The sequence below is a fragment of the Pseudomonas sp. KBS0707 genome, from assembly GCF_005937945.2.
Lineage (GTDB): Bacteria > Pseudomonadota > Gammaproteobacteria > Pseudomonadales > Pseudomonadaceae > Aquipseudomonas > Aquipseudomonas amygdali.
Genome location: NZ_CP041754.1, coordinates 384,469 through 397,445 on the forward strand (window position 1 = coordinate 384,469; position 12,977 = coordinate 397,445).

The window sequence follows — 12,977 nt, forward strand, 5'->3', positions numbered from 1 at the left end:
GCTTCAGTCTCCCAACGGCAGGCCGTCTTCGCCACCACGGTATTCATCCAGTGCAAGCTTGATCCGACGCAGCCGTTCCTGATTGTCTTCAGGGCTCAGCAGCGCCAGTTCAGTGGCCAGCACATCAATGGTCAGCAGCATGCCGTAGCGCGCGGCGGTGGGTTTATAAATGAAATTGGTCTCAGCAATTTGCAACGGCAACACCACCTCGGCCAGTTGCGCCAGAGGGGAGTCAGGCAAGGTAATGGCCAGCACGCGCGCGCCATAGCTGCGCGCCAGGGTTACTGCGTCGAGCAGCTCCGGCGTGCGCCCGCTGAGCGAGCAGACAATCAGGCTGTGTTGCGGACCAAGCGTGGCCGCAATCATGCGCATCATCACCGGGTCGTGGCAGGCCGCCACCGGGTAGCCCAGACGCACCAACCGGGTTTGCAGCTCCTCGCTGCACAGGCTGGAGCAACCGCCCATGCCGAACGCATGAATCATGCGTGCATCGCTGAGGCACGCTACGGCTGCGGCAAAGCGCGACTCATCAAACCCGGCCAGGTGCTGATGCAGAGTGGCCTCTATGTCACCGACAATCCGGGTGAAAAAGGCCGACTGCTCCGGGGCCGGCTCAGGGTTGAGAAAACGACTGCCCACGCCGCTCGCCTGAGCCAGTTGCAGGCGCAAGTCGCGCAGGTCCCGACAACCGATGCTGCGAGCGAAGCGTGACAGCGTCGCGCTGCTGACCCCGGCGCGGCTGGCCAGCTCGTCCAGACTGGCACTTGCGGCAAAGGCGATATCGCTGAGCACCAGCCTGGCGATCCGGCCTTCTCCCGCGCTGAGTGAATCCTGACGGGCACGTATCTGGTACAGAATGTCCACTCAGAGCACCTGCGCCAGGCCCAGCGTCAAGGCGAAAGCGACGATGGAAATCAGTGTCTCCAGTACCGTCCAGGTCTTGAAGGTTTGCGTTACAGTCATGTTGAAATATTCCTTGATAAGCCAGAAACCGCCGTCGTTGACGTGGGAAAAGATCACCGAGCCTGCGCCTGTCGCCAGCACCAGCAACTCGGGGTGCGGGTAACCCAGGCCCATCGCCACTGGTGCAACGATCCCCGATGCGGTGGTCATAGCCACCGTTGCCGAGCCTGTCGCAACACGCATCAGCGCCGCGAACAGCCAGCCCATCAGCAAAGGCGAGAGATGAAAGTCCTGCGCCAGACCAACGATCTGGTTGGTGACGCCGCTGTCGACCAGAATACGGTTCAAACCGCCACCGGCACCGACCAGCAACGTGATGCTGGCGGTCGGTGCCAGGCACTCATTGGTGAATTTCAGGATCGAGTCGCGATTGAAACCCTGAGCGATGCCCAGCGTCCAGAAACTCAGCAGGGTGGCCAGCAGCAGGGCGATCACCGAGTTGCCGATAAACAGCAAAAAGCCATTGAACGCACTGCCCGGCGTACTGATCAGGTTGGCCCAGCCACCCAGCAACATCAGCACCACCGGCAGCAGAATTGTCGCCATGGTCAGGCCAAAACTGGGCAGTTTTGCTCTTGGTTCGCGGTCGAGAAACTGCTTCGCCAACGGGTTTTCAGCCGGTAGATGGATATGCGGCACGATGAATTTGGCATATACCGGACCGGCGATGATGGCCGTGGGTATACCGATCAGAATGGCATAGAACAGCGTTTGCCCTACCGACGCCTGATAAGCCTGAACGGCGAGCATTGCCGCAGGGTGTGGCGGCACCAGCGCGTGCACCACCGACAGACCGGCGACCATCGGCAGGCCTACCATCAGGATCGACACCCCGACACGTCGGGCCACAGTAAAGGCAATCGGCACCAGCAGAACGAAACCCACTTCGAAAAACAGCGGCAAACCCACCAGAAACGCAATGCAGACCATGGCCCAGTGCGCGTTACGTTCGCCAAAGCGGTCAATCAAAGTGCGCGCCACCTGCTCGGCACCACCGGACTCGGCCATCATTTTGCCGAGCATGGTGCCCAGCGCGACGACCAGCGCGATATGCCCCAGCGTTTTGCCCACTCCCGCTTCGTAAGAGGCGACCACGCCACTGGCCGGCATCCCGGCAACCAGCGCCAGACCGACCGACACCAGCGTAATGACAATAAACGGATTGAGACGATAGCGCGCAATCAGCACGATCAAGGCAATGATTGCGACAGCGGCGTAGACCAACAGCGAAATACCGGGTGACGGCGACATAGCGGCGGTTCCTTGCAGAATGGGTAGGCGAGGGCGCAATACCGACGGCTGAAGCCGTCAGCCGGAAGGCGACTCGGGAGTACTCGGCATGGATGACGCAGGAAAAGGAGTGAAGCAGGTTTCGAGGCGATCACAGGTATTCATTATTTTTATCTCTGTTTTCGTGATGAAAATAAATTACACGAAAATGAAATATAAACGAATATATGAAAGTAATTTTCTTTCCGCATACGTGCGCAGGACGACGCGTGTCGCGTATTCCCGACCGAGCTTTTTCGGGGGGGGGGCCTCAAGATGCCAGCAATTGCTCCGCATAGCGGGCAACAACGTGGCCAAAGGCGAGCTGTTTGTTGGCATCCCCAGAGCGCAGGCCTTGCACCAAAATGTTCAGCTCTGTATCACTGATGCCGGCTAAGATTTGCTCATCAAACACACGCATGATTGCCTCTTGGCGTCTTTTTGTCAGATACGCGATATCGAGTGCGAGCTTTTCGATCATCGTCGTGGCGGGAAGATCTGTGTGGGACGTGCTTTGGATTTTCCCTGTGAGCAAATAACGGAAGCGCTGTTCGCAATCGTCCTCTGTCGGGGAAATGTGCAGGTCCTCATCGAACCAGTTGCTTTTATAGTGACCGCAGTGCAACGGGTTTCCTGGTGTGGTCTCGCGCAGGCAAGACGCATGAAGATTGCTGTATTCCAGTGCCAATGGCAGATAATGATCCTGCGGTCTGAAATGTTCGATGTGGCTGCTATCAAGCTCTATTTCCCTGCCGCAATAGCAGCATGAGAAGTTCTGCTCTTGCAGCAAGCAATTATGCAAGTCGCGTTTTTGCGGGTTCTGCAGGGTTGGATAGGTGGGCGTCCAGTCTTCGTTTGCGCGGGCTTTCCATCCGATGAATGACGCAGGCTCAGCTCCTGTGATTACGCGTTTCATCGGCCAATGAGCTCCTTGCGTTTGAGCAACGCTTCGGCACCTGCGAACTCGGGCAGATCGGGCGCTTTCTGCTTTAACGCATCAAGCTGCAGTCTGGCTTTTTCAAGTTCGTTGTTTTCCAGTGTGCTGAATAGCTCGTCGAGCAGTGCTTCAATTTCAGGCTCGCGCTGCGGTACACCCATGACTTCTTCCAGAATACTGCTGGAGTCCAGGCCGTAGGTTGCTCTTGGGTGAGAGCCGTCATGGTTATTCAGCAGGATGACCTCGCCCGGTTGCAGGCTGCCGATGACCTGTGGCGAGTGGCTGGCGGCGATGAACTGGATGTTGGGAAATGCTTTTTTCAGTGCTGGAGCAATGGTGCGTTGCCAGCCGGGGTGAAGATGGATATCGAGTTCATCGATGACGATGATGCCGTTTGTCTTGCTTAGAACATCCTTCCCCATGTGCGGGTTGAGCAGGCAGATACGGCGAGCGATATCGGCGAAGAGTGCGACCATTCCGCGTTGTCCGTCGCTCAGGTCGTTGAACGGGATTTTTCGGTCATCCATATCGACTACCAACGCACGTAGCTCCATGTCGTACTCTATTCCCTTGGCGTCGGGTAGTGCGCATTGGATGGCTGAGTTTATCCAGGTCAGTTCGTCGTTGAAAACGCTGGAAGAACCTACTCGGGATAGCCTTTGAAAGCGCTCCAGTGTTTTGCCGATGAACCAGGTCTCGAAGTTTTTCAAATTGGAGGCGGCATCGAACCAAGAGGTGTACGCATCCAGTCTTGATGGTTTGCTCTGTGCAGCAAGCTCAGCGGTTACACTCATCGTCAGCCAGCGTCGATTAGCTTGATAGACGGCGAATACAGGCAAATCCCCGTGGGTACTTACATCGATGCTAATCAGATTTTCCGAAAATACGAGACTGTTCAGCGCGCTGAAATTTGTCTGAAGACTGCTGCGTTCTAGCGATACGTGCCATTCCTGACGCTCAAACGCGCCACCTTGGGCAGTCAATACAAGAGGATAGCTGCGTTCGAAACGAATCCTGTCTTCGAACTTTACTAACGCGAACCGAACATCGGACTCAGCTATCGATGGCTGATGGACGCCAATGCTTCCAAGTAAATTCCCGACGCATCCCGCGACACCCAGCAACAGCGACGTCTTCCCACTGCCATTAACCCCCACCACCAGATTGAACCCCGGCTGGAAATCAAAATGAGCATCTTCGTAACAACGAAAATTCTGCAGATGGAGGTGGTCGAGGCGCATGTCGGTTTCCTTTACCAGAACTGGCGGATGCGCCAGTGTACCTTGGCTCACTCTATCCGCCATCGCCCTATCTGTGACTAAACCTTCGCCCCCAGCGGCTGCAACCTCGCCAGCCGCAACGCTACCCCGAGGGCAATCAACAGCAACACCCCGATAAACAGCCCGATGCCGTTCCAGCCCGCGTAATGCCAGAACACTCCGCCACCGGTTCCGGCTACGCTTGAGCCCGCGTAATAGCAGAACAGGTAAAGCGAAGCAGCCTGACCTCTGGCCGTTGTCGCTCTGCGTCCCACCCAGCTGCTGGCTACCGAATGCGCACCGAAGAAGCCGAAGGTGAATATCAGCACACCTGCGATAACCAGTGGCAGCGGTGTGAACAGGGTCAGCAGCAGGCCGGCCAGCATCATCACGATCACGGCCCATAGCACCCGTCGGCGGCCAAGGCGGTCGGCCAATGAGCCGATCTTTGCCGAGCTGTAAATACCCGACAGATACACCACGGAAAACACCCCGACCACGGCCTGGCTCAGGTTGTAGGGTGCGCTCAAAAAGCGGTAGGCGATGTAGTTGAACAGCGTGACGAATGCGCCCATCAGCAGAAACCCGACCAGAAACAGCAGCGGCAACCCGGCGTCTTTGAACTGCACCACAAAGCCGTCCAGCAGGCTGCGAGGGTGCAGTGAGCGAGGGCGGAAGTTGCGCGATTCCGGGAGGATCTTCCAGAACACCACGGCTGCGATCAGGGCCAGCCCACCGACCACCAGCATCGCCGCGTGCCAGCTTACGTAATCGATCATGACCCCGACGATCAGCCGCCCGCTCATCCCGCCGACCGCGCTGCCGCCGATATACAGCCCCATTGCCAGGCCCAGATGCGTGGGGTGGATTTCCTCGCTCAGGTAAGTCATCGCCACTGCCGCCAGACCGCTCAGCGACAGGCCCACCATTGCCCGTGTGATAAGTACGCCTTCCCAGCTGGGCATCAGCGCGCTGGCGATGGTGAACAGCGATGCACAGAATAGCGCCATGACCATCACCGATTTGCGCCCCAGCCGGTCGGATATCGGTCCGGTGATCAGTAGGCCGATGGCGAGCATCGCCGTGGCGACGGACAGAATCAGGCTGCTCTGGGCTGCCGAAAGGGAGAACTCGCCGGACAGCGTTGGCATCATCGGCTGGACGCAATACAGCAGGGTGAATGTCGAGAACCCGCCAGCGAACAGCGCCAGTGCGGTGCGTTTGAAAAGCGGCGTATTTTTCTCGATGTAAGTGTCGCCAGACGGTTTAGCGGAGGCATTCAAGTCTGTGGTGGGCGGGGCGACGGCAGGATTCAAGGGAGACCTCGGAGCACGATTGGGCAGGCAATGAAAAAATCATATAGCCCGCCAATCATTCCATCCAATATATTGTTCGACCTGTTTGATAGGTAAAACGACTTAATGGAGGCCGCATGGAATTGCGCCATCTGCGTTACTTCATCGCGGTTGCCGAAGAGTTGCATTTCGGTCGTGCGGCACAGGCGCTAGGTATCTCCCAGCCGCCGCTGAGTCAGCAGATCCAGACGCTGGAGCAGGAGCTGGGCACGCGTCTGTTTGATCGCACCAACCGGCGTGTCGATCTGAGTGAATCCGGCAGGTTGTTTCTCGATGAGGCGCGGCTGGTGCTGGCGCAGGTCGATAAAGCCACTGATGTTGCCCGGCGTGCGCAACTGGGGGAAATCGGCGAGCTGAAGATTGGCTTTACTTCGTCGGCACCGTTCACTTCCAGCATTCCACAGGCAATTTTTGCCTTCCGTCAGGCTTATCCGGATGTGCACCTGACCCTGACCGAAATCACCAGCCAGGAAGTGGCAGCAGGGCTTGAGGACAAGACCATTCAGGTCGGCATCATGCGCCCGTTGGCGTTACCCGACTCATTGGTGGTGTTTGAGCTGCTGAACGAGCCGCTGGTGGCGATCATGCGTGCTGACCATCCACTGGCGGCAGAAAGCGAGAACGGGATCTATATGTCTGCCCTGGCCGCCGAGCCGTTCGTGTTCTTCCCGCGCACTTATGGCAGCGGCATTTACGCGCAGGTTCTGAGTCTGGCGCGCGCCGCGGGTTTCAGCCCGCTGATCACTCAGGAAGCGGGTGAAGTGATGACCATCATCGGCCTGGTGGCGGCTGGACTGGGCGTCACCGTGCTGCCAGCGTCCTACCGCCGAATGCGCATCGACGGCGTGGTCTATCGCAATGTCCTCGACCCCGGCGCGACAAGCGCGGTGTGGCTGGTACAGCGCAAGGACGAACAGTCACCGATGGCCAAGGCGTTTACCGAGCTTTTAACGCGCAATGTCGCACGATAGTTGAGGTTATCGTTTCGCACGCTCCGCGTGGAAATGCCTGTCGTGACGCTCTGCGTCACAAATCTGCGCCGCGCCGCAGACTCAAGACCGGACGCAGAGCTTCCAGAACGGCATGCGACGTGGAGCGACGTACGAGAGTTGAGACGTGCGTGGCCTCACCCCCAGCGCTTGAATATCAATGACGTATTGACACCGCCAAAGGCAAAGTTGTTGTTCATCACATATTCGTTACTCATCCGCCGGGGTTCGCCGACGATGTAGTCCAGTTCGCCGCACTGTGAGTCGATGTCGACCAGATTCAGCGTATGAATGTAGCGGTCGCTATTGAGCATTTCGATACTGAACCAAGACTCCAGTGCGCCGCAGGCTCCCAGCGTGTGGCCGAGGAAGCTTTTCTGCGAGCTCAGTGGCATGCGCGGGCCGAACAGGCTGCTGGTGGCCAGGGTTTCGGCGATGTCGCCCTGTTCGGTGGCGGTGCCGTGACCGTTGACGTAACCGATGGCGTCGGGAGGCAGGTTGGCATCTTCCAGGGCCAGTTCCATGGCGCGACGCATGGTGGCCTGCTCGGGACGAGTGCTGTGGGCGCCGTCGGCATTGCTGCCGAAGCCGACGATTTCGGCGTAGATGTGTGCACCACGTGCCTGAGCGTGCTCAAGTTCTTCGAGCACCAGCATGCCGCCGCCTTCACCGATCACCAGTCCGTCTCGCCCGCTGTCGTAGGGGCGTGGCGTGGTGTGTGGCGCGTCATTCTTGAGGCTGGTGGCGTACAGCGCGTCGAACACCATGGCCTCGGTCGGGCACAGCTCTTCGGCCCCGCCGGCCAGCATCAGCGGCAGACGGCCAAACTTGATCGACTCGTAGGCATAGCCAATGCCTTGGCTGCCACTGGTACAGGCGCTGGAAGTCGGAATCAGGCGTCCGGTCAGGCCGAAGAAAATGCTGATGTTGGCGGCGGTGGTGTGCGGCATCATCCGCACGTAGGAGTTGGCGTTCAGGCCTACTGCCACCGAGTTGATCAGCATGTTGCCGAAGGCCTTGATCTCGTCGGTGCTGCCGGTTGACGAGCCGCAGGCGGTGCCCATGCGCCCATCGCGAATGAGCGGATCATTCAGCAGCCCGGCGTCGATCAGCGCCTGTTCCGCAGCAGCCACTGCCAGTCGCGATACGCGGCCCATGCTGCGCAGTTGCTTGCGTGTCCAGTGTGCGGGCACGGCGAAATCGTCGATGGGGCCAGCCAGTCGGGTATTCAGTTCGGCGAAACGGTTCCACTCGTCCATTCGGCGAATGCCGCTGCGATTGGCGATGAAGCTTGCATCGATAGTCGGCCAGTCGCTGCCCACCGAGGTAATGCCGGACATCCCGGTGACGACCACACGCTTCATCAACACAGCCCTCCGTTGACGGCCAGCACCTGACGAGTGATGTAGCTTGCTTCGGCCGACATCAGGAAATTCACGGCACCCGCCACTTCCTCGGGCGTGCCCATGCGTTGCGCCGGGATCATTTTCAGCAGTTCGTCGACTGGCACGTTCTCGTCGAGCATTGCGGTGTCGATCAAACCTGGTGCGACGCAGTTGACAGTGATTTTGCGTTTGCCCAGTTCGATGGCCAAGGCCTTGGCGGCACCGATCAGGCCTGCCTTGGAGGCGCTGTAATTGACCTGGCCACGGTTGCCGATAAGGCCGGAAACCGAGGTGATGCAGACAATACGGCCCGCCGCACGACGACGAATCATCGGCATGGTCAGCGGGTGCAGAACGTTATAAAAACCGTCCAGGTTGGTGCGCAGCACCTGATCCCAGTCATCATCGCTGAGTGCCGGAAACGCGCCGTCGCGGGTCAGCCCGGCGTTGAGTACCACGCCGTAATAGGCGCCGTGCGTCTCCACATCCTGTTCCAGAATTGCCTTGCAGGCGGCACGGTCCGAGACATCGAATTGCAGAACGCGCGCCTGACGGCCCAGCGCAACGACTTCGGCCTGCACGGCTTCGGCTTCGCTGCGGCCGGTGCGGCAATGCAGGATCAGGTCGTATCCGGCCTGGGCCAGACGCAGAGCGATGGCGCGGCCGATGCCACGGCTGGAGCCGGTGACCAGTATCGATTCAGTCATGCCGGGGCTCCTTCAGCCAGATAGTCAGCAGTGTTGGGCGGGCAATATACATTGAGTCGGGCAAAAGCCTTGATATCCGGTCCGGTCAGGGTGCATTCGAACACGCCCATGCCGCTGTCGTCCTGCAAGGAGCGCACGGCATGGATATGCAGTTCGCTGCCCAGCGGGATGCGCGCTACGTTGCATTCGAACTTGCGGCTGCCGAGCAGAAACCCCAGCTTGACCGCTTCACCCTTGGTGCGCGCCTGGCAACCGGCATAGGCCGCGACGCTCTGGGCCATCAGCTCTATGCCAAGCCAGGCGGGCAGGCTGCCGTCCGGCTGGTTGAACAGACCATCGGCGCGCACGGTCAGGCGGGTTTGAATCTGCTCTTGGTCAAAACTCAGCACCTGATCGATGAGAATCATGTCGCCAGCATGGGGTATGAGTTCGGCGAGCGACCACTCGGTCATGGGGCATCTCCGATAATCAGGCTGATGTTGTTGCCACCGAAGGCAAACGAATTGCTCATCATGTAACGAGCATTTGCAGGTGCCAGGCGCGAACCTGGCAGTGTCCATTGCAGTGCAGGCAATAGCGGGTCAGCTTCGCCGTCCCACAGGTGCGGGGGCAGGGCCTGTTCGCTGTTGTCCGGTGCCAGGCTCAACCAGCAAAACGCCACTTCCAGCGCTCCCGCGGCACCCAGCGTGTGGCCGCTGAGCGGCTTTGTCGACGAGCAAGGCACACCGTTCGGGAATACCGCCTGCACGGCCAGGCTTTCCATCGCATCGTTATGCGGCGTAGCGGTGCCATGCAGGTTCAGGTAACCGATCTGTGCGGCATCGAGCCGGGCGTTGGTCAACGCTTGCAGCATGGCATCCTGCGCACCCCGGCCGGTAGGTTCGGGGGCCGAGATGTGGTGGGCGTCGCAACTGGCACCCGCGCCCAACAGGGCAATCGAGTGGCTGTTGCCAGCTTCGCGGGTCATCAGAAACAGCGCTGCCGCCTCGCCGATGTTTATCCCGTTGCGGTGACTTGAAAACGGATTGCACAGTTGTGGCGACATGGCTTCAAGCGCCGAGAACCCATTGAGGGTCAACCTGCACAGGCTGTCGACGCCGCCGCACAGCACCGCATCGCACAGGCCCATGTCCAGCGCCCGTCGTGCGCTGAGCAGCGCCCGCGCGCTGGACGTGCAGGCTGTGGAAATCACATAGGCCGGGCCGCTCAATTGCAGCCAGCCGGCCAGGAAGTTCGCCGGTGCGCCCAGTTCCTGTTGGCGATAATCGTAATCGTCGGGGAAGGTCTTATCACGCAGCCAGCTTGCCATGCTCTCGCTTGCTTCATCGATACCCGAGGTGCTGGTGCCGACGATCACGCCAATCCGCCCGGCTCCGTAGCGCGCGATAGCCTGACGAATGTCATCTTCGATCTGCAAGGCCGCGGCCAGCAGCAACTGGTTGTTGCGGCTGCGCTGCGATTGCATGGCGGGCGGAATGGGCGGCAATGCGGATTTTACCGCGCCGACCGGCAATGCGCGTTCCGGCACCCAGCCGCTTTCGAACACCATGCCCGAGCTGTCGCCTGCGAACAGTCTGCGCGACACCTCTTCACGGCTGTCGCCCAGCGAGCAGATCAGGCCCAGCGCATTGAGATAGGCAGTCATGGCATGCTCTCGTCGTTCAGCGGTGTAACCCTGTAGCTCAACCCGTCCTTGAGACGGATGGTGTAGGCGTTGGCTGACTGATATTCGACCAGCCAGCGATCATCCAGACGCCGCTGCATGCCCTGGCGGTACGCCGTGGGGTAGCGGCCATGCATTTCCAGATCCGAGGTCATGGCAAACATTATTGCCGCAAACAGCTCGCGTGCTTCGGGGTTGGGGGGCAGCAGACCGTCGGCTTGCCATTGTCCGTTGATCAGCAACTGGCGAGCCTGGGGGATACCCAGCGGGTCCATCATCGACCAGCGCAACCCGGCGTTTTCGCGCTGGATGACCAGCATCCAGTCTTGCCGCTGATCAGCCTGTCGGCGTTCGATGTGCAGTTGCATCGGCAATTGCATCGTCGGTGCGGTAGTCGGCAGCGGTGCCTGTGCAGCGCAGCCGCCCAGCAGCAGAAAGGCCAGAAATAATACCCGGATCATGATGCGCCACCTTGTAGCGGTTTGCAGGCCACGACATTGACCAGCGTTTCTTCCCGTTGCCCGAACGGCTTGGGTTTTTGCAGTTTCAAGGCTTCGAGCAGGCCGAAATCCCTGGCGCGGCTCCACCAAAGGTAAGGGTACGAAACATGCTGTGCGCCGAACTCGAAACCCTGGTCGCGGATCATCTGCAGATACTGCGCAGCGCTTTTCTGAACGTGCATCGGATGGCGGAACAGCCAGCGAATCACCCAAGTGTCGATGTACGCTTCGGTCGACTCGGCGAACAGCAGGTAGCCGCCCGGTTTGAGTACCCGGTAAAACTCGGCCAGCGCTTGTTCCTGCTCCACCAGATGATGGAAAGTCTGGTGGCAGAACAGCAAATCGACGCTGGCGTCGGGTACTGGTAGAGCTGCGCAGTCGCTGCCGATCAGCTCGACCTCTACGCCTCTGGCCCGCGCCTCTTCGCGACTCATCTCGAGGCTGTGCGGATCGGCGTCGACACCGATGAGCCTGGACGGCTGAAAAACCTTGTTCAGATGCTGGAACGAGCGGCCTTGCCCGCACCCTGCGTCGAGCAACACCGGCGCAACCGGCGGCGGGCTGGCGAACAGGCTGCGCAAGTCGTCTATCGCCACGCGCAGCACGCGGTACTGCCAGATGTTGCTGCGCAGAAACCACAGGCCGAAGCGGGTTTCCTCGACATAACTGTCACTCAGGAACGGTCGACTCATGAACCACCGTCCGCGCAGATTTCCGAAAGCGTGCGCAAGCGGCGTTTGGGCTCGCTGACAAACGGATTACGCTCGTCCCAGGCATAGCCAGCCAGAATGGCGCTGATCATGCGGCGGATATCCGGCGCGCTTCCCGGGTAGAAAATGACGCTCTGGAACGAGCCGTCGTACCAGCCTTCGACATAGGCCCGGAAGGTATCGACGCCACGCTTCAGCGGAACGGCGAACTCGGTTTCCCAGTCCACGCTCTCACCCTGCAATTGTCGATTCAGCACGCCAGCGGCCATGCTCGCCGAACGCATGGCGATGGTCACGCCAGATGAAAACACCGGATCGAGGAATTCCGCCGCATTGCCCAGCAGCGCAAAGCCCTTCCCATGCAGCGTTGTGACGTTCACCGAGTAGCCGCCGATGGTCCTTGCGGGTGTATCCCAGACCGCATTTTTCAGCACGCTGGCCAGTTGCGGTGTTTCATCGATAAAGGCGCGCAGGCAGGCGTCCAGGTCATCGGGCTTGTCTTTGAAGCGCTCGGCCGAGGCCACGACGCCTATCGAACAGCGACCTTCGCTGAACGGGATCGACCAGAACCACACATCGCTGTGCTGCGGATGGATGCTGACCAGGATCTTCTGACGGTCGAAGGGCGGGCTTTCGATATGGTCTTCGATATGGGTAAACACCGCCTGACGCACCGGAAAGCCCGACGGCGCTTCCAGATCCAGCAGGCGCGGCAACACGCGGCCATAGCCGCTGGCGTCGAGTACGAAGGTCGCCTGTACGCTGTATTCGCTGCCGTCCTCGCGTTTTACCCGCAATACCGGCTGCGGGCCATCGAAGTCGGCGCTGACGATCTCTTCCTGATAGCGGATGTCCACGCCTTGCAGCGCAGCCTGATCGGCGAGCAGTTTGTCGAACTCGCTGCGCTGCACCTGAAAGGTCGTCGGCTTGCCGTTGCTGAACGTATCGCTGAAGTCGAAATCGCTGTATTGCTCGCCGCGCGCAAAGGCAGCACCGTTCTTGAGCTGGAAACCGGCCGCCTGCACGGCGTCGAGCATCCCGGCTTCTTCGACGAAGTCCAGGCAATGGCACAGCAGACTTTCGCCGATGGAGAAGCGCGGGAACAGCTGACGCTCGATAATCAGCACGTCGTGGCCCTGGCGTTTGAGCAGGGCTGCCGCAATGGAACCGGCCGGGCCGGCACCGATGACGACGACCTGACGAATTTCCCTATCAGTGATGGGCACAGGTATTCCTTTCC

Annotated in this window: 13 protein-coding genes; 1 reads left to right on the forward strand and 12 read right to left on the reverse strand. The window is 59.7% G+C overall.

The window, feature by feature from the left end:
• Positions 1 to 3: 3 nt before the first annotated feature.
• The 5 genes from FFH21_RS01875 to FFH21_RS01895 form a co-directional block, all read right to left on the reverse strand.
• Positions 4 to 864, reverse strand: coding sequence for a MurR/RpiR family transcriptional regulator (locus FFH21_RS01875; RefSeq protein ID WP_011167471.1), 861 nt, complete (start codon positions 862 to 864; stop codon positions 4 to 6).
• Positions 865 to 2,214, reverse strand: coding sequence for a gluconate:H+ symporter (locus tag FFH21_RS01880; RefSeq protein WP_004654277.1), 1,350 nt, complete (start codon positions 2,212 to 2,214; stop codon positions 865 to 867).
• Between the two features lie 289 nt (positions 2,215 to 2,503).
• Complete coding sequence (locus tag FFH21_RS01885) at positions 2,504 to 3,148, reverse strand: retron system putative HNH endonuclease (RefSeq protein WP_011167472.1); 645 nt, start codon at positions 3,146 to 3,148, stop codon at positions 2,504 to 2,506.
• Positions 3,145 to 4,410 carry an AAA family ATPase gene (locus FFH21_RS01890; RefSeq protein ID WP_011167473.1) on the reverse strand — a complete coding sequence of 422 codons (1,266 nt, stop codon included), beginning with the start codon at positions 4,408 to 4,410 and terminating at the stop codon, positions 3,145 to 3,147. The genes FFH21_RS01885 and FFH21_RS01890 overlap by 4 nt, the downstream gene beginning before the upstream one ends.
• A gap of 77 nt (positions 4,411 to 4,487) precedes the next feature.
• Positions 4,488 to 5,744 (reverse strand): MFS transporter, encoded by a 1,257-nt coding sequence (locus tag FFH21_RS01895; RefSeq protein WP_005778703.1) that lies wholly within the window; start codon positions 5,742 to 5,744, stop codon positions 4,488 to 4,490.
• A gap of 116 nt (positions 5,745 to 5,860) precedes the next feature.
• Here FFH21_RS01895 and FFH21_RS01900 point away from each other — a divergent pair, with 116 nt between their 5' ends.
• Positions 5,861 to 6,754 carry a LysR family transcriptional regulator gene (locus FFH21_RS01900; protein ID WP_004666481.1) on the forward strand — a complete coding sequence of 298 codons (894 nt, stop codon included), beginning with the start codon at positions 5,861 to 5,863 and terminating at the stop codon, positions 6,752 to 6,754.
• Positions 6,755 to 6,909: 155 nt separating this feature from the next.
• Here the strand turns inward: FFH21_RS01900 and FFH21_RS01910 are convergent, their stop codons facing one another.
• Genes FFH21_RS01910 through FFH21_RS01940 form a run of 7 tightly spaced genes read right to left on the reverse strand, consistent with a single transcriptional unit; the run spans position 6,910 to position 12,963 of the window.
• On the reverse strand, positions 6,910 to 8,136 hold the full coding sequence (locus tag FFH21_RS01910; protein WP_004654289.1) for a beta-ketoacyl-ACP synthase: 1,227 nt from the start codon (positions 8,134 to 8,136) through the stop codon (positions 6,910 to 6,912).
• On the reverse strand, positions 8,136 to 8,864 hold the full coding sequence (fabG, locus tag FFH21_RS01915; protein ID WP_005743101.1) for a 3-oxoacyl-ACP reductase FabG: 729 nt from the start codon (positions 8,862 to 8,864) through the stop codon (positions 8,136 to 8,138). Before fabG ends, FFH21_RS01910 begins: the two co-directional genes overlap by 1 nt.
• The gene (locus FFH21_RS01920) at positions 8,861 to 9,316 is read right to left on the reverse strand and encodes a hotdog family protein (protein ID WP_011167474.1); all 456 of its coding nucleotides are present in this window, start codon (positions 9,314 to 9,316) and stop codon (positions 8,861 to 8,863) included. Before FFH21_RS01920 ends, fabG begins: the two co-directional genes overlap by 4 nt.
• A complete protein-coding gene (locus FFH21_RS01925) occupies positions 9,313 to 10,509 on the reverse strand; it encodes a beta-ketoacyl-[acyl-carrier-protein] synthase family protein (protein WP_004666478.1) in 1,197 nt (398 codons plus the stop codon). The genes FFH21_RS01920 and FFH21_RS01925 overlap by 4 nt, the downstream gene beginning before the upstream one ends.
• Positions 10,506 to 10,988 carry a hypothetical protein gene (locus FFH21_RS01930; protein ID WP_002551675.1) on the reverse strand — a complete coding sequence of 161 codons (483 nt, stop codon included), beginning with the start codon at positions 10,986 to 10,988 and terminating at the stop codon, positions 10,506 to 10,508. The genes FFH21_RS01925 and FFH21_RS01930 overlap by 4 nt, the downstream gene beginning before the upstream one ends.
• Positions 10,985 to 11,719 carry a class I SAM-dependent methyltransferase gene (locus tag FFH21_RS01935; protein ID WP_004654296.1) on the reverse strand — a complete coding sequence of 245 codons (735 nt, stop codon included), beginning with the start codon at positions 11,717 to 11,719 and terminating at the stop codon, positions 10,985 to 10,987. The genes FFH21_RS01930 and FFH21_RS01935 overlap by 4 nt, the downstream gene beginning before the upstream one ends.
• Positions 11,716 to 12,963 carry an NAD(P)/FAD-dependent oxidoreductase gene (locus FFH21_RS01940; protein ID WP_011167476.1) on the reverse strand — a complete coding sequence of 416 codons (1,248 nt, stop codon included), beginning with the start codon at positions 12,961 to 12,963 and terminating at the stop codon, positions 11,716 to 11,718. Before FFH21_RS01940 ends, FFH21_RS01935 begins: the two co-directional genes overlap by 4 nt.
• Between the last annotated feature and the right edge of the window lie 14 nt (positions 12,964 to 12,977).